Below are 23,335 nucleotides of genomic sequence, written 5' to 3'. Positions count from 1 at the left end.
TAGGGACTGACCCCAGTCTATTATGATCGGAGTTAATTCATGTTTTTGACCCAGGAAATCATCCGCAAGAAGCGCGACAAGGGCGTCTTGAGCGCCGAGGAAATCCAGTTTTTCGTGCGCGGCATCACTGACGGCAGCGTCAGCGAAGGGCAGATCGCGGCACTCGGCATGGCCGTCTATTTCAACGACATGAACATGGACGAGCGCGTGGCGTTCACCCTGGCCATGCGCGATTCCGGCCAGGTGCTGGACTGGCGCTCGCTGAACCTGCCGGGACCCATCGTCGACAAGCATTCGACGGGCGGCGTGGGCGACGTCGTCTCCCTGCTGCTGGGGCCAATGGTCGCCGCATGCGGCGGCTACGTGCCGATGATCTCGGGCCGCGGCCTGGGCCACACGGGCGGCACCCTGGACAAGTTCGACGCCATTCCCGGCTACTGCACGGTGCCGGACAATGCACTGTTCCGCAAGGTGGTGCAGGAGATCGGCGTGGCCATCATCGGCCAGACGGCGCAGCTGGCGCCGGCCGACAAGCGCTTCTACAGCATCCGCGACGTCACCGCCACGGTAGAATCGGTGGCGATGATCACCGGCTCCATCCTGTCGAAGAAACTGTCGGCCGGGCTGGACGCGCTGGTGATGGACGTCAAAGTGGGCAGCGGCGCCTTCATGCCGACCTACGACAAGTCGGTGGAACTGGCCGAGAGCATCGTCGCCGTTGGCAATGGCGCGGGCATGCAGACGTCGGCGATCCTGACGGACATGAACGAGTCGCTGGCGCCATACGCCGGCAATGCGCTGGAAGTGCGCGGCGCCATGGATTACCTGACGGGCCGTTCGCGTCCCGCGCGCCTGCACGAAGTCACCTTGTCGCTGTGCGCCGAGATGCTGGTGCTGGGCGGCCTGGCCGCCACGGAAGAGGACGCGCGCGTGAAACTGACCGCCTCCCTCGATTCGGGCGCGGCGGCCGAGCGCTTTGCGCGCATGGTAGCGGCCCTGGGCGGTCCGGCTGACCTGGTCGAGAACCCGGACAAACACCTGGAACAGGCACCGTTCGTCGTGCCGGCACCGGCGCTGTCGGCCGGCTTTGCCAACGTGCGCGATTGCCGCGCCATCGGCCTGGCCGTGGTGGCCCTGGGCGGTGGCCGCCGCCGTCCGACGGACAGCATCGATTTCGCCGTCGGCCTGACGGACCTCGTGGGCCTGGGCGAGCAGGTGGCCGTTGGCCAGCCGCTGGCCATGGTGCACGCGCGCACGGAAGAGGCGGCGCAGCAAGCCGTCAAGGAAATCCAGGAAGCGTATACCATCAGCGCCGTGGCGCTGGCGGGCAATCCGGTGATTTATCGTACCATTCGTCCATAACTTAACCCTGGAAGCAAAATCTGGGGTCAGACCTTGAGGGTCTGACCCCGGCCTTTCGCGGGTTTTACAGATAGATAAGCAAATGAACAACCAAGAACTGATCGCCGAAGCCAACGCCGGCCGCGAACTGGCCTACGCGCCGTATTCGCGTTTCAAGGTGGGCGCGGCATTGCTGTGCAAGGATGGGCGCGTCTTCCGCGGCTGTAACGTGGAAAACGCCGCGTATGGCCTGTGCAACTGCGCCGAGCGCACGGCGTTTTTCAGCGCCATCGCGCATGGCTGCAAACCGGGCGACTTCGCCAAACTGGCCGTCACGGGCGACACGGTCGAGCCGATTTCGCCATGCGGCGCCTGCCGCCAGGTGATCTTCGAGATGGGCGGCGCCGACCTGCCGGTGATCCTGACGAACCTGAAAAACGACGTCATGGAAGTGACGGCGGGCTGGCTGCTGCCGCACGGCTTCGGCAATTCCGACCTGGACATGAAGTAACAGGATCCGCTTGAACAAGACGATCGACATCCAGGCCGCCGTGGCCATCGCCGCGGCCGAAGCCATGGCGGCCAAGACGCAGGGTACCTTTGGCGTGGGCGGCGTGCTGCTCGATGGCGCAGGCAACGTGCTGCAATCGATGCACAACAACGTCGTGCGTCAGGGGCTGGTGTTCGATCCCACCGCGCATGGCGAGCGCCAGCTGGTGGACTGGTATTTCGCCGAGCGGGCCAAGGGCACGCCCTTGCCGCCGCCGGGGGAACTGACCATCGTCACGTCGCTCGATCCCTGCTGCATGTGCACGGGCGCCATCCTGGCGGCCGGTTTCAACGTGGTGGTGGCCGCGCCCGACGTCAAGGCGGGCATCAATTACGATGGCAGCGCCACGTTTACGGCCTTGCCGGCGCCGCTGCAGGCGCAGGCCGGCCGCAGTTTTTGCTATCCGGCCGTGCGCGGCGCCACCGAGTATGCGCGCGCCCCTTCCGGCGCCGCGCCCAAATCTTTTTTCATCGGCAAGAGCATCCACGAGGCGACGCAGGCACTGTGCTCGCTCGTGTTCGAAGCGACATCGGCGCAGGTGATGCAGCTGCTGAACGCCGGCGACGACGTGCCCCTGCGCGATCCGGCCGCCTTGCCGCCCGAGCACGCGGTGGTGCGCGCCTTGCGGCGCCGCTATCCCGACGCCCTGACTTACCGCTGCGACCCGCACGCGCCCGATGCAGGCCTGGCGCCATTCCTGCAGGCGGCCATGGAACAGGATCTGCGCGATGGTGGCCAGGGCGATGCGGCCGCCTTGCTCGATTCCTTCGGCAACCTGCTGCTGTGCACGCCGGGAAAATTGAGTCAATCGGCCATCCGCACGCCGTTCATGGAATGCACGCGCCAGTATGCGCAGCTGCGCTATGAATTGATGGCGAATGCGGCGCCGGCGCTGCAGGAAGAAATCAAAAGCTACCTGGGCCACCCCAAGCACGGCACCTTCGTGCTGGCCATCGGCCCGGATGACAGCGCCGCCAGTTTCATGACCCTGGGCGCCTACGGCTCCACCATGGAAGGGGCGCTGCCGGAGAATAATCCGGCGCAGTTCCAGTACGTGCGCCCGGCCATGGCGCAAGACGCGCTGCTGGCGCTGTGCGACGCCATGCCGCCGCTGTACCGCAAGCTGATACGCATCCGGCCGCGCCAGGTGGCGGACCAGGCCTTGATCAGCGCCCTGGCCTAGGCATCGTCATCGGGCAGGTTTTTCAGCAGAAAGTCGCGCACGTTGTCGCCGGCCACGCGGCGGATCTGCGCTTCCGACAGGCCCGCGTCCAGCAGCGCCTGCGTCAATCGCGGCAGGCCGGCCGCGTCGATGGCCGTGGTGACGGCGCCGTCGAAGTCCGAGCCATAGGCCACGTGTTCGGCGCCGATCAGTTTTACCGTGTACTTGATGGCGCGCGCGATCGATGCCACGTCCTTGCCGCAGACGGCCGTATTCCAGAAGCCGATGCCCACCAGGCCACCCTGGGCGGCGATGCGTTTCAATTGCGCGTCGCTCAGGTTGCGCCCGTTGGCGCAAGTGCCGCGCACGCCCGTGTGCGACACCATCACGGGGCGTTTCGCCAGGGTTAACACGTCGTCGATGGTGGCCGGCGAGGCATGCGCCAGGTCGACGATCATCTTGCGCTGTTCCATGGCGCGCAGCCATTGCCGGCCCAGCGGCGTCAGGCCGCCTTTTTTCAAGCCATGCTGGGAGCCGGACAGTTCCGTGTCGAAGAAATGCGTGGGCGCGGCCATGCGGTAGCCGGCCTGGTATAGGGTATCGAGGTTGTCCAGCTTGCCTTCGAGCGCATGCGCGCCTTCCAGTGTCAGCCAGCCGGCCAGCAGGGCGGGATCTTGCTCACGCGCGGCGATGAAGCTGCGCAGCTGGGCGCGGCTGCCGATCACGCGCACCTTGCCATGGCTCTTGGCCGCTTGCTGGCGCAGCTCGTCGGCCTGGTAAGTGGCGCGCGCCAGCAGGCTGGTCCAGGTGGCCGGCGGCAAGCCTTGCGCCACCACCAGTGCCGTGATGTTGTCCGTGTCGCTGCCATTGCGCTCGATATTCATCTTGCGCGGCGTCTTGGTGACGACGGAAAAGGCTTGCAGCGCCACGTTGGCCCGCTGCAGGCGGGGGAAGTCGACGTGGCCGCGCTGGCTGTCTCGGTTCAGATTGCGTTGCCACAGCAGGCTGTCCGCGTGCAGGTCGGCGATCCACAGGCTCTGGTGCAGGGCCATGGCCGCTGTCGACGGCGCCTTGCCGGATGGTGCGTGGATACGGTTGAGGTGCTCGTCGACGAGGACGGGGGCGGACAGGAAACCGCCGATCAGCGCAAGGCTGGCGGCGGTGAGGGTGCTGATAATCATTGTTCTCCGTTTTACCATGGATCGTAGGTGCCCAGGCTCCAGATGTGGCCTTCCGGGTCGCGGCAGGTAAAGCCCCGTCCGCCGTAATCTTCATCCTTGATGTCGAGCACGATCTCGGCGCCGGCTTCGCGCGCGCTACGGTAGACGGCGTCGGCGTCGTTGACGACCAGGTAGCAATTTTGCGTGTTGGCGCCGCCGATTTCACTGGGCAGTTTCATCAGGCGGCCATAGTCGCTGTCGAGAACCGGCGCCACCATGACCATGCCGTTGCCAAAGCTGAGCTGGGCGTGCGCGACGCCACCGTTGCCGTCAGGCACGATCAATTGTTTTTCAAAACCGAGCGCCTTGCACAGCCATTCGATGGCGGCGGGCGCGTCATGGTAGCGCAGGCAGGGAATGGTCGTATTTACTGTAGCTTTTGCTATCGTGGTCATCAGAAAACTCCTATGGCTGTGGGGGAGTAGCTTCGATCATGGATACTGCGTGGCGTTCCGTATCAACCCCATCCATCGGAATGGGTTTGATGCTGGTCAGTGCTGTGCCCATCCATATTGCCATAGAATAATCATTGCACTCTTGCTACGGCGCAAATTTTTATTGCGGCGATTGCTGTGAGTCCGCCGCTTTCTGTTCCGCGCCGGCATCGTCGCTGTTGCTTGCCCATTTCAGCAGCATGACGAGGGCAAACAGCATGATAGCCAGCGGCAATATGGTGATCAGGAACGCCAGGCCCAGGCAGCACGCCAGCAGCATGGGCCAGGACATGGCGCGCAGGGCGGCCATTCCCTGGCGCGCATAAGCGCACAGCTCGTTCCAGATTGCGCTGAAGGAAGTGCCGCCCGGTGCCGGATTGATGTCTTTCATGCCGTTCTCCTGTCGTGTGTGGGCCGCTGCGTATGCAGGCTGGCGATGAATCCACTATAGGCAAAACCTTGCTGTCAGACATCGCCTATGCGACGAATGGCAGGAATGGCGCACCGAACGGCGACAGGCGAAGACAAACGGTTACTCGAAGACCTTCAGTTTCAGCTGGAAGCTGAGGGCGCCATACAGGCGATCCTTGTAGGACGGCACGATGGCGATATTCACGCCCACGCGCTGGTATTCATAGCTGATGGTGGGTACCAGGGCCGGGAACCAGCCGCCGTCGCGCATCTTCGGATAGCCGCTGAAGCCGCCAACGACGGCGCCGACGCGCAGCGGGCCCACCTTGATGGGCTGATAGTACACGCCCAGGTAGTTCGAATAGGCGCGGTCGCTATTGTAGAAGCGGCCGGCCGTGGCCGAGGCGACCGTGGAAAAGCGGTATTCGGCACCCAGGCCCGGATTGCTGTCGTTCAGGTTCTTGTCGCGCTGAAAGTGATGCGAATAAAAGCCCGCGTTAAGCCAGGTTTCGCTCAGCGGCTGGTTGTCTATCATGCCGACTGTCTGCGCCTGTGCCGTGGATGCCGCTGCCAGCAGGGCCGCGCAGACAGCTTTGCCCAGCAATGACGCGGTGCGCGCCGATGACCATTGTTTCATGCCTGTTCCTTATCCTGTCGATATTGCGCCGCCCGTGCAAACGCTCCAGCGCGCCATGCTATCACTGCCAGATTGTTCCTTGGAAATTTCGTTACGTGCCCGGTGCTGCCGCAGGCAGGGCGATGGCGGCCTGCACCATGTGCGTGAGCAGAATTTCTGCATCCTCGTAATCCTTGCGCGTAAGCTGCTTGCGCTCCAGCACCAGGGCCATCTGTGCCGAAAAATCCGCATACGACTGGGTCATGGCCCAGATGGCGAACATCAGGTGCGTGGCGTTGACGGGTGCGATCCGGCCGGCCGCGATCCAGGCTTCGAAGACGGCGATATCCTTGCGCAGCAGGGGCACGACTCTTTCTCGTATCTGTGCCCCGTATAGGGGCGCGCCATTGATCACTTCCAGCGCATACACGCGCGAGGCCCATGGCTGTTCGCGCGAAAAACGCAGCTTGGCGCCGATATACGCGCGCAGCACGTCGCGCGGCTCGTCGTGTTCATTGGCCAGCGATTCCATGCGCGCCAGCCAGTCGTCGAGCACGTCGTCGAGCACGCGCTGGTACAGCAGCTGCTTGGACGGGAAGTAGTACATCAGGTTTTGCTTCGACAGGCCGGCCCGCTCGGCGATGCTGGCGATCGACGCGCCTTCATAGCCGCTTTCCGCGAAGGCGCGCACGGCTTGCTCCAGGATGTCCGCTTCCAGGCGGTCGCGGTTTTGCAGGCGCCTGCCGCCGGCATTTTTCACGGGAAGGGCAGGGGATTTGTCGCTGGCCATGGCGGGTTCTTTAGCGTGGGCGTATCGATTGCAGGAAGGCCTGCAGCACGGGGGTATCGGTGTAGGCCACGTTGAAGCGGAACCACACCGTCTCGGGCGCGCGCAGCATGAAAAACTCGTTCGGCGACAGCAGGATGCCCGCCTTCAATGCCATGTCGGCGATAAGCTTGCCATTCCATTCCGGCGTTTGCACGTCGGGCCAGCCGGCGCTGACGAACATGCCGCCGCGGGGCCGCGCCACGGGCGCCATGCCCGCCTGCGCCAGGCAGTCGATGCTGCGCTCGCGGGCCGCATCGAGCTGCGCCACGAGGCGTTCCACCATGCGCTTGTAGGGCCGCGCGCAGATGGCGTGGTAGACGGCGCGCTCGTTGATTTCCGACGTCGTCAGTCCCGCCAGCATTTTTACGCGCACCAGTTCGGCCACCAGCGGCGGCGAGGCGCAAATCGACCCCACGCGCAGCACGGGCGACAGGGTCTTGGAAAAACTGCCCACGCGGATCACGCGGCGCAAGCCATCCATCGCCGCCAGCGACGCTTCGCCGCGCGCCGCCAGTTCGCGGTAGATATCGTCCTCCACCAGCCAGAAATCGAATTGCTCGGCCAGCGCCAGCAGGCGGTGCGCCTGCGCCTGGCTCAAGGAAGTACCGAGCGGATTTTGCAGCACCGTGTTGACGAACATGAGTTTCGGCTGCGTGCGCGCGGCTTCAACGGCCAGCGCATCGAGATCGAGGCCTGCCTCGCCGCGGGCAATGCCCACGGGGATGCAACCGTGGTGGCGTATCAGCGACTGCAGGTTGCTGTAGCCGGGGTCTTCCACCAGTACCGTGTCGCCCGGTTTGGTCAGGCTGCGCAGGATCAAGTCAAAAGCATGCGTGGCGCCGTGCGTCAGCAAGACCTGGTCCGGTTCCACCTGGAACAGCTCTTCCGACAGGCATGTTGCAAGGTGCTGGCGCAGCGAAGGAAAGCCCAGCGGGTGGCCATAGCCGCGCAGGCGGCTGGCGGGAATGCGCATGGCCTGGCGCACGGCGTCGAGCACGGTCGCCTCGCCATACATCTCGGGCGGCAGCCAGCCCGCCCCCACCGGCAGGGCGTCGGACACGCCCGAATACAGGTCCGGCGTGAGGGCATCGATGGCGGTGGGACTGGCGTGGATGCTTGCCTGCGGCGAGGCGGCGATATCGTGGCGCGCGACGAAATAGCCGGAACCTCGCCGCGACGACAGCAGGCCGAGGTTGACCAGGCGGTCGTACGATTCGACGACGGTAAAGGTCGACACGCCATTGCAGCGGGCGAACTGGCGCACGGACGGCATGCGCGTGCCGATGCGCAGGGCGCGGCTGCCCACCATGACGCTGATGGCGACGACGATCTGCTCGACCAGGCCGCCCTTTTTCTGGCGGTCGATGTCCAGCACGGGCCAGCCGCTGGCATTGCCGTCGCCCTCGTCCTGCTTCACCTTGTGTGTCACCGGTGGCTCCATATGCTGCCTTGCACAAAACTGTAGTGGTTTTTCGACCTGTACGGTTGGGATGTTTTGCCGTTTGTGTATCTGTGCCATTGGGGATGGCCTGTCTATTATTACATCAGCTTTTTGCCAACTGGTAAATTATTTTACGCTTCGTCAAAAACGATCCTGGCCCCGCGCCAGCCCATCCCAAGGAGAAGGTCATGAACGAAACAAGGCCGGAATCGATGTCGGCATTCTGGATGCCGTTTACGAATAACCGTGATTTCAAGGCCAACCCGCGCTTGCTGGTGTCGGCCGAAGGCATGTACTACAAGGACGTCGATGGCAACGCCATCCTCGATGGCACGGCGGGATTGTGGTGCGTGCCATGCGGCCATGCGCAGCCGAAAATCGTCGGCGCCATCCGCGAGATGGTGGGCCAGCTCGACTTCGCGCCGACCTTCCAGATGGGCCATCCGGCCGCCTTCGACCTGGCGGAAAAACTGATGGATTACACGGGGCATAAATTTGGCCACGTGTTTTATACGAACTCCGGTTCCGAGGCCGTAGATACGGCCCTGAAGATCGCGCTGGCCTATCATCGGGCGCGCGGCGAGGGCGCGCGCACCCGCCTGATCGGCCGCGAACGCGGTTACCACGGCGTGGGCTTCGGCGGCATTTCCGTGGGTGGCATCGGCGGTAACCGCAAGACCTTCGGTCCCCTGCTGCCGGGCGTGGACCACCTGCCGCACACGCACAACCTGAACCAGAATGCCTACACGGTGGGCGAGCCTGAATACGGTACCCACCTGGCCGACGAGCTGGAACGCATCGTCGCCCTGCACGACGCATCGACGATTGCCGCCGTCATCGTCGAACCGGTGGCCGGTTCCACTGGCGTGCTGATCCCGCCGAAAGGCTATCTGAAACGCTTGCGCGAACTGTGCACCAAGCACGGCATCCTCTTGATCTTCGATGAAGTCATCACGGGTTTCGGCCGCATGACGACGCCGTTCGCCGCCGATTATTTCGACGTCGAGCCGGACCTGATGACGACGGCCAAGGGCCTGACCAACGGCATGGTGCCGATGGGTGCCGTGTTTAGCAAAAAGTACATCCACGACGCCTTCATGGATGCGCCACCGGGCATCGAACTGTTCCACGGCTACACGTATTCCGGCCACCCGCTGGCCTGCGCCGCCTCGCTGGCCACCTTGCAGGTGTTCGAGGAGCAGGACATCCTGGGCCACGCTAAAGCGATGCAGGCGTACTGGAGCGACGCCGTGCATTCGCTGAAAGGCTTGCCGCACGTGATCGATTTGCGCAGCATCGGCCTGATCGCTGGCATCGAACTCGATCCCATCGCCGGCAAGCCCGGCACGCGCGCCTTCAACGCCTTCAAGCAGGCCTTCGCCGACGGCGTGCTGATACGCACGACGGGCGACATCATCGCCCTGTCGCCGCCGCTGGTGCTGGAAAAACAGCATATCGACGAGCTGTTTGGCAAGCTGGCCAAGGTATTAAAGAATCTCGACTAAGGAAGACCATGAACGATCTCGACACGATTACCCACTACATCAACGGCGCCAAAGTCGACACCCAAAGCGGCCGCTACGGCGACGTCTACAACCCCGCCCAGGGCGAACCCGTGGCCCGGGTCGCGCTGGGCACCGTGGAAGACGTCGATGCGGCCGTGCAGGCGGCCGCCGCCGCCTTTCCCTCGTGGTCGGCCACGCCGCCGCTGACGCGCGCCAGGGTCCTGTTCCGCTACCTGCAGCTGTGCCAGCAGCACACGGATGAATTTGCCGCCATGCTCACGCGCGAGCATGGCAAGACCTTTGCCGATGCGCAGGGCGAGGTGGCGCGCGGCATCGAGATGGTGGAATTTGCCGTCGGCATCCCGCAACTGTTGAAGGGGGAATTCACGGACCAGATTTCGCGCGGCATCGACGCCTGGTCCATGCGCCAGGCGCTCGGCGTGGTGGCCGGCATCACGCCATTCAATTTTCCCGTGATGGTGCCGATGTGGATGTTCCCGGTGGCGATTGCCTGCGGCAATACCTTCGTCTTGAAACCGTCCGAGCGCGATCCATCGGCCTCCCTGCTGCACGCGAAATTGCTGAAAGAAGCGGGCTTGCCCGACGGCGTCTTCAACGTGGTGCAGGGAGATAAAGTGACCGTCGACGCCTTGCTCGACCACCCCGTGGTGCAGGCAATCAGCTTTGTCGGCTCGACGCCGATTGCCGAATACATCTATGCGCGCGGCAGCGCCAGCGGCAAGCGCGTGCAGGCTTTGGGCGGCGCGAAGAACCACATGGTGGTGATGCCCGACGCGGATATGGAGATGACGGTCGACGCGCTGATCGGCGCGGCCTATGGTTCGGCGGGCGAGCGCTGCATGGCCATCTCCGTCGTGGTGGCCGTGGGCGATGCGGGCGACAAGTTGATCGACGCACTGGCAACGCGCACGGCCGCACTGAAAGTGCGCGACGGCATGGAAGATGGTGCGGAAATGGGACCGGTCGTGTCGCTGGCGGCCAAGCAGCGGATCGAAAAACTCATCGCCTCGGGCGTGGAGCAGGGCGCCACCTTGGTCGTCGATGGCCGCAACCACGTGGTGGCGGGCCGCGAGAACGGCTTCTTCGTCGGCGGCACCTTGTTCGACCACGTGACGCGCGACATGAGCATCTACAAGGAAGAAATTTTCGGCCCCGTGCTGTGCGTGCTGCGGTGTCCTGACGTGGTGCAGGCAGTGGAGCTGATCAACGCCAACGAGTATGGCAACGGCGTGGCCATCTACACGCGCGACGGCGGCGTGGCGCGCGAATTCGTGCGCCAGATCCAGGTCGGCATGGTGGGCGTCAACATCCCCTTGCCCGTGCCGATGGCCTTCAACAGCTTTGGTGGCTGGAAGCGCAGCATGTTCGGCGACCACCACGCGTATGGCCCCGAAGGCGTGCGCTTCTACACGCGCCACAAGGCCGTGATGCAGCGCTGGCCGAACACGGCAAGCGCTGGTGTGGAATTTGCTTTTCCCCAGATGAAGTAAGGGTTTTAAATCAAACACCGGCCGCACAAAAAAAGGAAACCGCGATGATCGAGTCCTTGAGCTATTTGCCGCATCCCGCCTTGCCCAATGAGGAATTGGCGGGCCATTTCACGGACCTGGCGCCGCCCCTGACGGCGCGCCAGGCCGCCATCGAAAGCGCCCGCTGCCTGTATTGCTACGACGCGCCGTGCAGCCGCATCTGTCCGTCGGAAATCGACGTGGCCAGCTTCATCCGCAACATCCACGACAAGAACATCAACGGCGCCGCCGCCGGCATCCTGAAGCAGAACATCCTGGGCGGCAGCTGCGCGCGCGTCTGCCCGACGGAAATCCTGTGCGAAGACGTCTGCGTGCGCAACCATGACGCCGAAGGCCAGCCCGTGAAGATTGGTCTCTTGCAGCGCTACGCCGTCGACCACATGCATTTTACGGCACACCCGTTCCAGCGGGCGGCAAGCACGGGCAAGACCATCGCCATCGTCGGCGCGGGCCCGGCGGGACTGTCGTGCGCGCACCGCCTGGCCATGCTGGGCCACGACGTGGTGATCTTTGAAAAGGAAGGCAAGGCGGGCGGCCTGAATGAATACGGCATCGCCAAGTACAAGCTGACGGACGATTTCGCGCAAAAGGAAATCGACTTCCTGCTGGACATCGGCGGCATTGACATCCGATGTCGCCAGACACTGGGCGAGAACGTGCAGCTGCGCGACCTGCACGCGCAGTATGACGCCGTCTTCCTCGGCCTGGGCCTGGGCGCCAGCCGCAAACTGGGCTTGACGGGCGAGGAGGCACCGGGCTTGCTGGCCGCCGTCGACTATATCAGCGCGCTGCGCCAGGCGAACGACCTGGCCGCGCTGCCCGTGCCGAAGCGCGCGCTTGTGATTGGCGCTGGCAATACGGCCATCGATATGGCCGTGCAGATTCAAAGGCTAGGCGCCGAGGACGTCACCCTGGTCTACCGGCGCGGCTTCGACGCCATGACGGCCACCCACCATGAGCAGGATATCGCCAAGGCCAACCAGGTGCGCATGCTGACGTGGGCCCAGCCGCAGCAGGTGCTGCTCGATAGCGAGGGCAAGGTGGCGGGCATGCGTTTCGAGAAGACCCGCATGCAGGGCACGCGCCTGGCGGGCACTGGCGAAACGTTCGACGTGGCGGCCGATGCCATCTTCAAGGCCATCGGCCAGAGCCTCGATACGCAGGTGCTGGATGACCCGATGGCATCCTTGCTGCAGCGCGAGGGCGACAAGATCGCCGTCGACGCGGGTTTTCGCACGGTGCTGCCGGGGATTTATGCGGGCGGCGACTGCGTGGCGCCGGGGCAGGATTTGACGGTGCAGGCCGTCCAGCATGGCAAGCTGGCCGCATTGGCCATCCATTCCGATTTGTTGAATAAAGTGGAGGCTGCATAATGGCTGATCTCAGCATCGAATTTTGCGGTATCAAGGCGCCGAATCCCTTCTGGCTGGCGTCCGCGCCACCGACCGACAAGGCCTACAACGTGGTGCGCGCCTTCGAGGCCGGGTGGGGCGGCGTCGTGTGGAAGACGCTTGGCGAAGACCCGGCCGCCGTCAACGTCTCGTCGCGTTATTCCGCCTTGTACGGCAAGAACCGCGAAGTGGTGGGTTTCAATAACATTGAACTCATTACCGACCGTTCGCTGGAGATCAACCTGCGCGAAATCACGCAGGTGAAAAAGGACTGGCCCGACCGCGCCATGATCGTCTCCCTGATGCTGCCCTGCGAAGAGCACTACTGGGCCGATATCCTGCCCAAGGTCGAGGCGACGGGAGCGGACGGCATCGAACTCAATTTCGGCTGCCCGCACGGCATGCCGGAGCGGGGCATGGGCGCAGCCGTGGGGCAGGTGCCCGAGTACGTGCAGATGGTCACCGCCTGGTGCAAGAAGCACAGCAAATTACCCGTCATCGTCAAGCTCACGCCCAACATCACGGACGTACGCATGCCGGCGCGCGCGGCCAAGGCGGGCGGCGCGGACGCCGTCTCGTTGATCAACACCATCAATTCCATCACCTCGCTGGACCTGGACCGCATGGTGGCCTTGCCGATTGTCGGCGGAGCCAGCACGCACGGCGGCTATTGCGGGTCTGCCGTGAAACCGATCGCCCTGAACATGGTGGCGGAAATCGCGCGCGATCCGCAGACGCGGGGCTTGCCCATTTCCGGCATCGGCGGCATCGGCAACTGGCGCGATGCGGCCGAATTCCTCGCCCTGGGCGCCGGCTGCGTGCAGGTGTGCACGGCCGCCATGCTGCATGGTTTCCGCATCGTCGACGAGATGAAGGATGGCTTGTCGCGCTGGATGGACGAGAAGGGCTATGCACGCATCAGCGATTTTTCCGGCAAGGCCGTGGCCAACACGACGGACTGGAAATACCTGGACATGAATTACCAGGTGATCGCGCAGATCAACCAGGACGACTGCATCAAGTGCGGCAAGTGCTACGTGGCTTGCGAAGACACCTCGCACCAGTCGATTGCGCAACTGATCGACGCGGCCGGTACGCGCACATATGAGGTGATCAAGGAGGAATGCGTGGGCTGCAACCTGTGCGAAATCACCTGTCCGGTGCAGGGCTGCATCACGATGGTGCCGCAGGCGACGGGCAAGCCGTACATGAACTGGACGCAGGACCCCAGGAATCCACGGGCATTGGCGGAATCGGCATAGGGCACGTTTTTTGCGTACGTATATTTTATAAACAGTTGCCCAACTTTGCAGTAAGCTAGGCCGCAGCCGTTTTTAAAACGCCCAACCTCCCAACCGATGGAGCAACCCTGTGAACCACGACTATTCAGGCAATACGCAACTCTGGAATGAAGACCTGGCGCCCACCACGGCGGCGCAGCGCACCTGGCGCTGGTATCACTTTGCCGCGCTGTGGGTCGGCATGGTGATGTGCATTCCCGCCTACACCCTGTCGGCCAGCCTGATCGACAGCGGCATGTCCGGCTACCAGGCCGTGCTCACGGTATTTCTCGCCAACGCCATCGTGCTCCTGCCGATGCTCCTGATCGGCCATGCGGGCACCAAGTACGGCATCCCGTATGCCGTGCTGGCGCGCGCCTCGTTCGGCACGGCGGGGGCGCGCCTGCCGGCCCTGATGCGCGCCATCGTTGCCTGCGGCTGGTACGGCATCCAGACCTGGTTCGGCGGCCAGATGATCTACACCTTGATGGGTGTATTAATGGGGCATGAACTGGGCGGCGAGAAGATCGCGGGCCTGGGCATCAATGGCAGCCAGCTGCTGTGCTTCCTGGCTTTCTGGGGCATCCAGTTCTATTACATCCTGCACGGCATGGAATCGATCCGTAAACTCGAAACCTACACGGCGCCGCTGAAAATCCTCATCTGCTTCGTGCTGCTGTACTGGGTGCACAGCAAGGCCGGCGGCGTGGCCAACCTGCTGGACCAGCCATCGCAATTCATCCCCGGCGGCAAAAAGGCGGGCCAGTTCTGGAGCGTCTTCTGGCCGTCGCTCACCGCCATGGTGGGTTTCTGGGCCACCCTGGCCTTGAACATTCCCGACTTTACGCGCTTCGCGAAGACGCAGCGCGACCAGATCGTGGGCCAGTCGGTCGGCTTGCCCGTGCCCATGGGTTTGCTGGCCATGCTGGCCGTGATCGTTACCGCCGGTTCGGTCGTCATGTACGGCAAGGCCATCTGGGACCCCGTCGACCTGGCCAGCCGCATGACGGGCGCCGCCGTGCTGATCGCCCTGATCATCCTCCTGATCGACACCGTCAGCGTCAACCTGGCGGCCAACCTGGTGGGGCCTGCGTATGACTTTTCCGCACTGGCGCCCAAGCAGATTTCGTACAAGATGGGCGGCTACATCACGGCCTTCATCGCCATCGTCATGATGCCGTGGAAGGTGCTCGAGTCGACGCAGGGCTATATCTTCACGTGGTTGATCGGTTATTCGGCCCTGCTGGGTCCCATCGCCGGCATTCTCATCGTCGACTATTATTTTGTGCGCAAGACGCAACTCGACGTCAAACAGCTGTACCGCGACGATGGCATCTATTCGTATGGCAGTGGCTGGAACATGGCGGCGCTGATCGCCTTCATTATCGCCGTGCTGCCGAATATCCCGGGCTTTCTGAACGCGGCCTTTCCCACGGCGTTTCCCGGCGTGGGAGACGGCTTTAAAACCATTTACACCTACGCCTGGTTCGTGGGCGTGGCCATCGCCGCCGTCGTGTATGGCGTCATGATGAAGGGCAAGGTGGTGGCGCACGTGCAGCAGGCGCCGCAGTCGTAATCACTCAAGGAGAGAAGATGACTACACTGATACGTGGCGGTACCGTCGTCAACGCCGACCGCGCGTTTCGCGCCGATGTGCTGATCGAGGGCGACGTGATCGCCACCGTCGGCGAGAACCTGCCCGTGCCGGCTGGCGCCACGGTGATCGACGCGGGCGGCCTGTACGTGATGCCGGGCGGGATCGACACCCACACGCACATGAATTTGCCCTTCATGGGCACGGTGACGTCCGACGATTTTTTCACGGGCACGGCGGCGGGCCTGGCCGGTGGCACCACCACCATCATGGACTTCGTCATCCCCGCGCCGAAGCAGTCGCTGATCGAGGCGTATCACCAGTGGCGCGCGTGGTCGGCCAAGGCGGCCGGCGACTATACCTTCCACGTGGCGATCACCTGGTGGAGCGAACAGGTACATGAAGAGATGGGCACGCTCGTGCGCGAGCATGGCGTGAACAGCTTCAAGCACTTCATGGCCTATAAAAACGCCATCATGGCCGATGATGAAACGCTGGTGAAAAGCTTTTCCCGCTCGCTGGAACTGGGGGCGCTGCCCACCGTGCATGCGGAAAACGGCGAGCTGGTTTTTCAATTGCAGCAAGCCTTGCTCAAGAAAGGCATCACGGGGCCGCAGGCGCATCCGCTGTCGCGCCCACCGGCCGTGGAAGCCGAGGCGGCTAACCGCGCCATCGCCATTGCCAACGTCCTCAATACCCCCGTGTACATCGTGCACGTCTCGTGCGCCGAGTCGCTTGACGCCATCACGCGGGCGCGCGCCAACGGCCAGCGCGTGTATGGCGAAGCGCTGGCGGGCCACCTGGTGATCGACGACAGCGTCTACCAGAGCGATGATTTCGATTATGTGGCAGGCCACGTCATGAGCCCGCCGTTCCGCGGCAAGCACCATCAATCGGCCTTGTGGCACGGCCTGCAAAGCGGCAACCTGCACACGACGGCCACTGATCACTGCACCTTCTGCGCCGAGCAGAAGGCGGCCGGCAAGGACGATTTCACTCGTATCCCGAACGGCTGCGGTGGCGTCGAGGAACGCATGGCCGTGGTGTGGGACGCTGGTGTCAATTCCGGCATGCTGACCCCTTCCGAATTCGTCAAGGTGTCGTCGACCAATGCGGCGCAGATCTTCAATATGTATCCGCGCAAGGGCGTCATTGCCGCAGGCAGCGATGCCGACATCGTGCTGTGGGACCCGCAGGGCACGCGCACCATTTCCGCCGCCACGCAGTTCGCCAAAGGGGGCTTCAACATCTTCGAAGGGCGCACCGTGCGCGGCATTCCCCGCACCACGATTGCCGCCGGCAAGGTGGTGTTCCACCAGGGCGAACTGATGGCCGTCGAAGGGGCGGGGCGCTATATCGAGCGTCCCGCGTTTGCCGCCACGACCGCATAAGGAGTTGACGATGGATGAATTACGTATCAATGGTGAGCGCCTGTGGGCAGCCCTGATGGAACTGGCGCAGATCGGCGCGACAGTGAAGGGCGGCGTCAAGCGCCTGGCCCTGACGGACCTCGACAAACAGGGGCGCGACCTGGTGGTGCGCTGGGGTCGCGAGGCGGGCATGAGCATTACCATCGACCAGATCGGCAATGTCTTCATGCGCCGTGACGGCACCGACAATAGCCTGCCGCCAGTGATGACGGGTAGCCATATCGACACGCAGCCCACGGGCGGCAAGTTCGATGGCAATTACGGCGTGCTGGCCGGCCTGGAAGTGGTGCGCACCCTGAACGATTTACAGATCAAGACGCAGGCGCCGATTGAAGTGGCGTTCTGGACCAACGAGGAAGGTTCGCGCTTCGTGCCTGTGATGATGGGCTCCGGCGTGTTTTGCGGCGCCTTCTCGCTCGAAACGGCGTACGCGGCGAAAGACACGGAGGGGAAAACGGTGGGCGAGGAGCTGGCGCGCATCGGCTATCGTGGAGACCAGGTACCGGGCGACCATCCCATCGGTGCGTATTTCGAGACGCATATCGAACAGGGGCCCGTGCTGGAAGACGCCGATAAAATCATCGGCGTGGTGCCGGCCGTGATGGGCCTGTCGTGGTACGACTGCGTGGTGACGGGCATGGAAGCGCATGCGGGTCCTACGCCCATGGGTTTACGCAAGGATGCGCTGCAGGTGGCCACCACCATCATGCAGGAGGTCGTCGCCATTGCCAACCGCTACCCGCCGTACGGGCGCGGCACGGTGGGTATGGTGCAGGTCTTTCCGAACAGCCGCAACGTGATCCCCGGCGAGGTCAAGTTCAGCATCGACCTGCGCAACGTGAACGACGAACTGCTCAACACCATGCATGGCGAGATCACGGCCTTCATCGACGCCACGCGCGAAAAAACAGGCTTGGGCATTTCACTGGAAAGGGTGTCCTACTATCCGCCATGTCCGTTCCACCCCGACTGCGTGGGCGCCGTGCGCAACGCCACGGCCAAACTCGGCTACTCCGTGATGGATGTGGTGTCCGGCGCCGGCCACGACGCCATCTACGCGGCCCGGCTGGCACCGGCCGGCATGATCTTCGTGCCGTGCAAGGACGGCATCAGCCACAATGAAATCGAGGACGCCAAGCCCGAGCACCTGGAAGCGGGCTGCAACGTGCTGCTGCACGCGATGCTGGAGCGGGCCGTGGCCGTGTAGCCACGACCGCTATCCCTGCGGCTTGGGCTGGAAGTTGCGCAAAAACGCCAGCAGCGCGCGCGCCGCGATGTCGGCGTCGTCGGCCGTCATGGTTTCCAGCGGGTTGTGGCTGATGCCGCCATTGCCGCAGCGGGTAAACAGCATGGCCACGTCCGTGATGGCGGCCATGGCCATGGCGTCGTGGCCGGCGCCCGACAGCAGCGCGTACGGTGCGATGCCGACGGATGCCACGGCTTGCGCCAGCTGTGCCATCAGCCACGGCGCGCATGGCGCCGCGCGCGCCGACAGCAGCAGTTCCAGCTGGTAGTCGATCTGGCGCCGCGCGCAGATGGCGGCGATGCCATCCAAAATATCGTCGACGGCAGCCTGGCGCACGCTATCGCTGGCCGCGCGGATATCGAGCGACAGGGTGCAGGCGCCGGCGATCACGTTGACGGAGCCGTTGGGCACCTGCAGCTGGCCCACGGTGCCTACCAGCGCTTCGCCCTGGCTGCAGCGCCGTTCCACCAGCAGAATGATTTCCGCGGCCGCGCTGGCCGCATCCTTGCGCATGGTCATGGGCGTGGTGCCCGCATGGCTGGCCACGCCCCCAAGACTAACCAGGTAGCGCGAGCTGCCGGCGATCGCCGTGACAATGCCCAGCGGCAGGTCGCGCTCGAGCAGCACGGGACCCTGTTCGATGTGCACTTCCACATAGCCGAGCAAGTCGGCGGGGTTGCGCGCGATGGCGCCGATGGCGCTCGCTTCGTGGCCGGCGGCGGCCAGCGCGTCGCGCATGCTCACGCCGTCCGCATCCAACTGCTCCAGCAGCGACACGTCGAACTTGCCCGTCACGGCCGTGCTGCCCAAAAACGTGCTCTTGAAGCGCACGCCTTCCTCTTCCGCGAAAGCGACGACCTCGAAATGAAACGGCAGCTTTTCGCCCCGCTCATGCAGGTGGCGCACGACGGCGATCGGCAGCACGATGCCCAGCCGGCCATCGTACTTGCCGCCGTTGCGCACGGTGTCGTAGTGCGATCCCGTCATCAGGGTCTTCGCGCCCTGCGCGTCGGACAGGTAGCGTCCGACGACATTGCCGACGGCGTCGATGTGCACCTGCATGCCCGCGTCCCGCATCCAGCCGGCCAGCTGCGCGGCCGTTTTGCGGTGCGCCGGCGTCAGGTAAGCGCAGGTCAGGTTGTAATCGCTGTCGCTCCAGCCGGCCAGCGTTTCCGCCTGCTGCATGATGGCCGGGCCGAAGTCCAGGCGCACGTCGAACAGGTCGTTCAGGCGCAGTTCGGCGATGCGTTTGATCTGCCGCAGCGATTCGGCCAGTTCATCGGCGCGCCGGTTTTTCAGGCGCCGCGCAAACGTGGCGATGATGTCCTGGCGCGTCAGGCCCTCGCCCGTCGGACCCTTGACGGCCAGGATGAAGGGAAAGCCGAACTTGGCGTTGTATTCGCTGTTGAGGCGCTGCAGGGTGGCAAATTCCTCGGGGCTGCACAGGTTCAGGCCGGACTTGGCTTGTTCGCGCGTCGATTCCGCCGTCAGCTGCCCGGTGATGGCGGCCTTGCCGGCCAGTTCCGGGTGGGCGCGGATGAGGCCCAGCTGCTCTTCGGGCGAGGCTTGCGCCAGCACGCGCTGCAGCTCCGTCTTGAGGGTCGTCAGGCTGGCAAACGGCCGGGCGGCGGCCGCGCGCTGGGCGATCCATGGCGAGTGTTCGTAGATGCCATGCAGGTGCGCGATAAAATCGGCCTGGCTGCCGGCGTTCAGGTCTGAAAGGGTGGTCATGGTTTTCCGATCATGCAAGCGGTGATGATAGCGCCCCGTTCCTGCCTCCATTATATGCGCGCGCTGATAGCGGCTATCGCTGCACCAGCGCCTTGGCGGCCGCGCTGACCTGGTCGCGCAGCCATTTGTGTTCGGGCGCCTGGTGCACGCGCTGGTGCCACAGCTGGTAAAAGCGCATGGGCGGGAATTTCAAGGGCACGGTATACGTTTTCAGCGGCAGGGTCTTTTCATAGAAGCGCATGAACTGGCGGCCCGTGGTGAGCACCAGGTCCGTCTGCGTCAGCATGTAGGGGATCAGGCCGAAATACGCCGATTCCACCACCACGTTGCGCTGCAGGTTTTGCCGTTCGAGGAAGGAATCGATCACGCCGTGGTAGCCGGGCATCATCTGCGACGGCGCCACGTGCGGCAGGCTCAGATAGTCATCGAGCGTCATGGCGTCGCTGGCCGTGCGCCGCGCATAGGCGTTTTCCGCATGCATGGCGCAGACGATGGGATCTTCGAACAGCTTCGAGATGTGCAGGTGCGCGGGCGGCTCGTCCCAGTTGGCGATGACCAGGTCCAGGCCCCCGTCGGACAATTGCCGGATATGATCGATGCCCGGTCCCAGGCTATGCAGCACGACGCGGCTTTTCGGCGAACCGCGGCGCAGCAGGGCCACCACATTGGGCAGGAACTGGCTGTCCAGGTAGTCGGGCGCAGCGATATGGAAGGTGCGCGCCTCCTCCTGCGCCACGAACGGCGTCTTCTTGATAAACAGGCTCTCGGTCTGGTCGAGGATGCGCTTGGCCGGATTGAGCAGGCTTTCGCCATGCTGGGTGGGCACCATGCCGCGCGCGCCGCGCACCAGCAGCGGGTCGCCCGTCAATTCGCGCAGTTTGCGCAGGGAGGCGGAAATCGACGGCTGCGGCTGATTGAGCTTCAGCGCCACGCGCGAGACATTCTTTTCCACCAGCAGCAGGTAGAGGATGCGGATCAGGTGCAGGTCGAGGTGTTGCGGCAGGCTGGACATGTGGCGGCGCCTCTGTTGTATATCGATTTGAATATGTCAAATATACGATATTTTTCATGTGATGGGCGGTAAATCCGTTTATCTTGTGTAGATTGGCACGAATATGGGTTCGGTCTGACTAGAGGAAATTTATGGAAGTATTTGCCTATCTGATTCCGTACGGCCTTGAGTGGCTGAACCTGATCGTCCGCTGGCTGCACGTCATCACGGGCATCGCCTGGATCGGCGCTTCCTTTTATTTCGTCTGGCTCGACAACACGATCCGCCCGCCCGCACCCGGCTCCGAGCTGGCGAAGAAGGGCGTCTCGGGAGAATTGTGGGCTGTGCATGGTGGCGGTTTCTATAACCCGCAAAAATACCTGCTGGCGCCCGCCGAACTGCCGAAGGAGCTGCACTGGTTCAAATGGGAAGCGTATTCCACCTGGCTGTCCGGCTTTGCGCTGCTGACGATTGCCTATTATTTCAATGCGCAGGCCATGATGATCGACAAGGCCGTGGCCGATATCTCCAGCGGCCAGGCCGTCGGCATCGGCATCGCCACTCTCGTCATCGGCTGGACCGTGTACGACCTGCTGTGCAGGTCAAAACTGGCGCAATATGAGCTGTGGTTCGGCGTGACGGTGTTCGCGCTGATCGTAGGCGCCGCCTATGTGCTCACGCATCTGCTCAGCGGGCGCGCCGCCTATATCCACGTGGGCGCCATGATCGGTACCATCATGGTGGCCAATGTGCTGATGCTGATCATTCCCGGCCAGCGCAAAATGGTCGAAGCCATGGCCGCCGGCAAGCTGCCCGATCCCAGGCACGGCATGAAGGCCAAGCAGCGCAGCGTGCATAACAATTATTTTACGTTGCCCGTGCTGTTCATCATGATCAGCAACCACTACGCGATGACTTACCGCAACGACCACGCGTGGCTGGTGCTGGCGCTGATCATGGCGGCCGGCGTCTTCATCCGACATTTCTTCAATCTGCGCCACAAGGGCCGCGTCGAGTGGCGCTATCCGGCCCTTGGCGTGGCCTTGCTGGTGGGCGTGGCCGTGGCCATCGCGCCGAAGGCGCCCGTGGCCAGCGCGCCCGTGGCGGACCCCGCCGCCCAGTTCGTGGCCGTGCATGCCATCATCGCCCAGCGCTGCGCCACCTGCCATTCGGCGCACCCGACGCAAGCCGGTTTCGCCACGGCGCCGGCCGGCATGATGCTGGATAATGAAACGGAGATTCGCCAGCACGCGGCGCAAATCTACAAGCAGGCCATCGAATTGAAGGCCATGCCAATCGGGAACCTGACGAATATGACGGAGGCCGAGCGCAGCGAACTGGGCGCCTGGCTGCAACAGACCATGCAAGGAGCAAAATGACTACGCACGCGGAAAAAATCACGGCCTGGATTGACGAGCACTTCGATGAAGAAGTCGCCTTTTTACAGCAGGTGGTGCGGCAGCCGACGGATACGCCGCCGGGCAACAACGCGCCGCACGCGGAGCTGGTCGCGCAGCTGCTGCAGGCGTATGGCTGGAACGCGGAAAAGCACGCCGTGCCGGCCGATCAGGTGGCAGCCTACGGCATGCAGAGCATCACCAACCTGATCGTGCGCCGCCCATATGCGGCAGGCGGGCCGACGGTGGCCCTGAATGCGCATGGCGACGTGGTGCCGCCCGGCGACAACTGGACGTATCCGCCATATGGCGGCCAGATCGACGGCGGCTATATCTATGGCCGCGCGACGGCCGTGTCGAAAGGCGATTTCGCCACCTATGTGTTTGCCGCGCGCGCCCTCGAAGCGTTGGGCATTCCATTGAAGGGCCAGCTCGAGCTGCACTTCACGTACGACGAGGAATTCGGCGGCTTGCTGGGACCGGGCTGGCTGCTGGAACAGCAATTGACGAAGCCCGATTTCGTCATCGCCGCCGGTTTCAGCTACGGCATCGTCACGGCGCACAACGCCTGCCTGCAGCTGGAAATCACCGTGCACGGCAAGTCGGGCCACGGCTCGATGCCGGAAACGGGCCACGATGCGCTACAGGCGGCTAACAAGATCCTGAACGCCATCTATGGCCAGCTGCCGGAGCTGAAAAAGATCAAATCGAAAGTGGCCGGCATCGACTCGCCCACCATGCTGGTGGGCCGCATCGATGGCGGCACGAATACGAATGTGGTGCCGGGCAAGGTCGTCATGAAGATGGACCGCCGCATGATTCCCGAGGAAGATCCGGTGGCGGTGGAAGCGCAGGTGCGCGCGCTGATCGAAGACGCGGTGCGCGGCGAGCCGGGCATCCGCGTCGAGATCCGCCGCCTGCTGCTGTCGCACGCGCTGCGGCCCTTGCCCGGTTCGGAGCAACTGGTCGGCAGCTTGCAAAAGAACGCGCAAGCCATCCTTGGCGAAACGATTCCCGCCGTCGGCACCCCCCTGTATGCGGATGCGCGCCTGTATGGCGAGCGGGGCATCCCCGCCGTGCTGTATGGCGCCGGCCCGCGCACGGTGCCCGAATCGAATGCGAAGAAGGCCGACGAGCGGCTGGCGCTCGATGATTTGCGCAAGGCCAGCAAGATCGTCGCCCTGACCCTGCTCGACTTCCTGGCCGCCTGACTGGG

The 23,335-nt window shown here is 63.8% G+C and carries 20 protein-coding genes; 12 read left to right on the top strand and 8 right to left on the bottom strand.

Annotated features, from left to right (window positions below; all coding sequences use genetic code 11):
- Window positions 1–39 precede the first annotated feature (39 nt).
- From deoA to AC07X6_RS11785, 3 genes are all read left to right on the top strand, one after another.
- Window positions 40–1,362, top strand: a complete 1,323-nt coding sequence (gene deoA, locus AC07X6_RS11795; RefSeq protein ID WP_494791076.1) for a thymidine phosphorylase — start codon at window positions 40–42, stop codon at window positions 1,360–1,362.
- A gap of 82 nt (window positions 1,363–1,444) precedes the next feature.
- Entirely contained in the window at window positions 1,445–1,852 is a 408-nt protein-coding gene (locus tag AC07X6_RS11790) for a cytidine deaminase (protein WP_035824999.1), read from the top strand.
- A gap of 4 nt (window positions 1,853–1,856) precedes the next feature.
- Window positions 1,857–3,074, top strand: coding sequence for a nucleoside deaminase (locus AC07X6_RS11785; protein ID WP_494791092.1), 1,218 nt, complete (start codon window positions 1,857–1,859; stop codon window positions 3,072–3,074).
- On the opposite strand, the gene AC07X6_RS11780 is transcribed toward AC07X6_RS11785, so the two are convergent.
- The 6 genes from AC07X6_RS11780 to AC07X6_RS11755 all read right to left on the bottom strand — a co-directional run bounded on the left by AC07X6_RS11780 (window position 3,071) and on the right by AC07X6_RS11755 (window position 7,992).
- Complete coding sequence (locus tag AC07X6_RS11780; protein WP_494791075.1) at window positions 3,071–4,234, bottom strand: dipeptidase; 1,164 nt, start codon at window positions 4,232–4,234, stop codon at window positions 3,071–3,073. The genes AC07X6_RS11785 and AC07X6_RS11780 overlap by 4 nt on opposite strands.
- An 11-nt stretch (window positions 4,235–4,245) precedes the next feature.
- A complete protein-coding gene (locus AC07X6_RS11775) occupies window positions 4,246–4,668 on the bottom strand; it encodes a VOC family protein (protein WP_230538797.1) in 423 nt (140 codons plus the stop codon).
- Between the two features lie 160 nt (window positions 4,669–4,828).
- On the bottom strand, window positions 4,829–5,098 hold the full coding sequence (locus tag AC07X6_RS11770) for a hypothetical protein (RefSeq protein WP_230538796.1): 270 nt from the start codon (window positions 5,096–5,098) through the stop codon (window positions 4,829–4,831).
- Window positions 5,099–5,239: 141 nt separating this feature from the next.
- Entirely contained in the window at window positions 5,240–5,755 is a 516-nt protein-coding gene (locus AC07X6_RS11765) for a hypothetical protein (protein WP_494791074.1), read from the bottom strand.
- Window positions 5,756–5,846: 91 nt separating this feature from the next.
- Window positions 5,847–6,524: a TetR/AcrR family transcriptional regulator gene (locus tag AC07X6_RS11760; protein ID WP_494791073.1), complete on the bottom strand. Its 678-nt coding sequence runs from the start codon at window positions 6,522–6,524 to the stop codon at window positions 5,847–5,849.
- 10 nt (window positions 6,525–6,534) lie between these two features.
- Complete coding sequence (locus AC07X6_RS11755; protein WP_494791072.1) at window positions 6,535–7,992, bottom strand: aminotransferase-like domain-containing protein; 1,458 nt, start codon at window positions 7,990–7,992, stop codon at window positions 6,535–6,537.
- A 200-nt stretch (window positions 7,993–8,192) separates the two neighbouring features.
- Between AC07X6_RS11755 and aptA the strand changes: the two genes are divergently transcribed.
- The 7 genes from aptA (at window position 8,193) to AC07X6_RS11720 (ending at window position 17,961) form a co-directional block, all read left to right on the top strand.
- Window positions 8,193–9,509 (top strand): omega-aminotransferase AptA, encoded by a 1,317-nt coding sequence (aptA, locus tag AC07X6_RS11750; protein WP_494791071.1) that lies wholly within the window; start codon window positions 8,193–8,195, stop codon window positions 9,507–9,509.
- Between the two features lie 8 nt (window positions 9,510–9,517).
- Window positions 9,518–11,020: a CoA-acylating methylmalonate-semialdehyde dehydrogenase gene (locus AC07X6_RS11745; RefSeq protein ID WP_494791070.1), complete on the top strand. Its 1,503-nt coding sequence runs from the start codon at window positions 9,518–9,520 to the stop codon at window positions 11,018–11,020.
- A gap of 44 nt (window positions 11,021–11,064) precedes the next feature.
- Window positions 11,065–12,432, top strand: coding sequence for an NAD(P)-dependent oxidoreductase (locus tag AC07X6_RS11740; protein ID WP_494791069.1), 1,368 nt, complete (start codon window positions 11,065–11,067; stop codon window positions 12,430–12,432).
- Window positions 12,432–13,712, top strand: a complete 1,281-nt coding sequence (preA, locus tag AC07X6_RS11735; RefSeq protein ID WP_230538789.1) for an NAD-dependent dihydropyrimidine dehydrogenase subunit PreA — start codon at window positions 12,432–12,434, stop codon at window positions 13,710–13,712. Before AC07X6_RS11740 ends, preA begins: the two co-directional genes overlap by 1 nt.
- A 109-nt stretch (window positions 13,713–13,821) precedes the next feature.
- Window positions 13,822–15,306: an NCS1 family nucleobase:cation symporter-1 gene (locus tag AC07X6_RS11730; RefSeq protein WP_494791068.1), complete on the top strand. Its 1,485-nt coding sequence runs from the start codon at window positions 13,822–13,824 to the stop codon at window positions 15,304–15,306.
- 17 nt (window positions 15,307–15,323) lie between these two features.
- A complete protein-coding gene (gene hydA, locus AC07X6_RS11725) occupies window positions 15,324–16,715 on the top strand; it encodes a dihydropyrimidinase (RefSeq protein WP_494791067.1) in 1,392 nt (463 codons plus the stop codon).
- Between the two features lie 10 nt (window positions 16,716–16,725).
- Window positions 16,726–17,961 carry a Zn-dependent hydrolase gene (locus tag AC07X6_RS11720; protein WP_494791066.1) on the top strand — a complete coding sequence of 412 codons (1,236 nt, stop codon included), beginning with the start codon at window positions 16,726–16,728 and terminating at the stop codon, window positions 17,959–17,961.
- A gap of 9 nt (window positions 17,962–17,970) precedes the next feature.
- Here AC07X6_RS11720 and AC07X6_RS11715 read toward each other — a convergent pair whose 3' ends face one another.
- Entirely contained in the window at window positions 17,971–19,731 is a 1,761-nt protein-coding gene (locus AC07X6_RS11715; RefSeq protein WP_494791065.1) for an allantoate amidohydrolase, read from the bottom strand.
- A 73-nt stretch (window positions 19,732–19,804) separates the two neighbouring features.
- Window positions 19,805–20,743 carry a LysR substrate-binding domain-containing protein gene (locus AC07X6_RS11710; protein WP_100875714.1) on the bottom strand — a complete coding sequence of 313 codons (939 nt, stop codon included), beginning with the start codon at window positions 20,741–20,743 and terminating at the stop codon, window positions 19,805–19,807.
- Between the two features lie 131 nt (window positions 20,744–20,874).
- On the opposite strand from AC07X6_RS11710, the gene AC07X6_RS11705 reads away from it, so the two are divergent.
- Together AC07X6_RS11705 and AC07X6_RS11700 are read left to right on the top strand one after the other, a co-directional pair.
- Window positions 20,875–22,101, top strand: a complete 1,227-nt coding sequence (locus AC07X6_RS11705; RefSeq protein WP_494791064.1) for a urate hydroxylase PuuD — start codon at window positions 20,875–20,877, stop codon at window positions 22,099–22,101.
- Window positions 22,098–23,330 (top strand): M20/M25/M40 family metallo-hydrolase, encoded by a 1,233-nt coding sequence (locus AC07X6_RS11700; RefSeq protein ID WP_494791063.1) that lies wholly within the window; start codon window positions 22,098–22,100, stop codon window positions 23,328–23,330. The genes AC07X6_RS11705 and AC07X6_RS11700 overlap by 4 nt, the downstream gene beginning before the upstream one ends.
- Window positions 23,331–23,335: the final 5 nt, after the last annotated feature.

Source organism: Janthinobacterium sp. GW460-12-1-14-LB5, from assembly GCF_059423585.1.
Note: the sequence above shows the minus strand (reverse complement) of the source record. Positions and strands in the feature narration are given on the sequence as shown.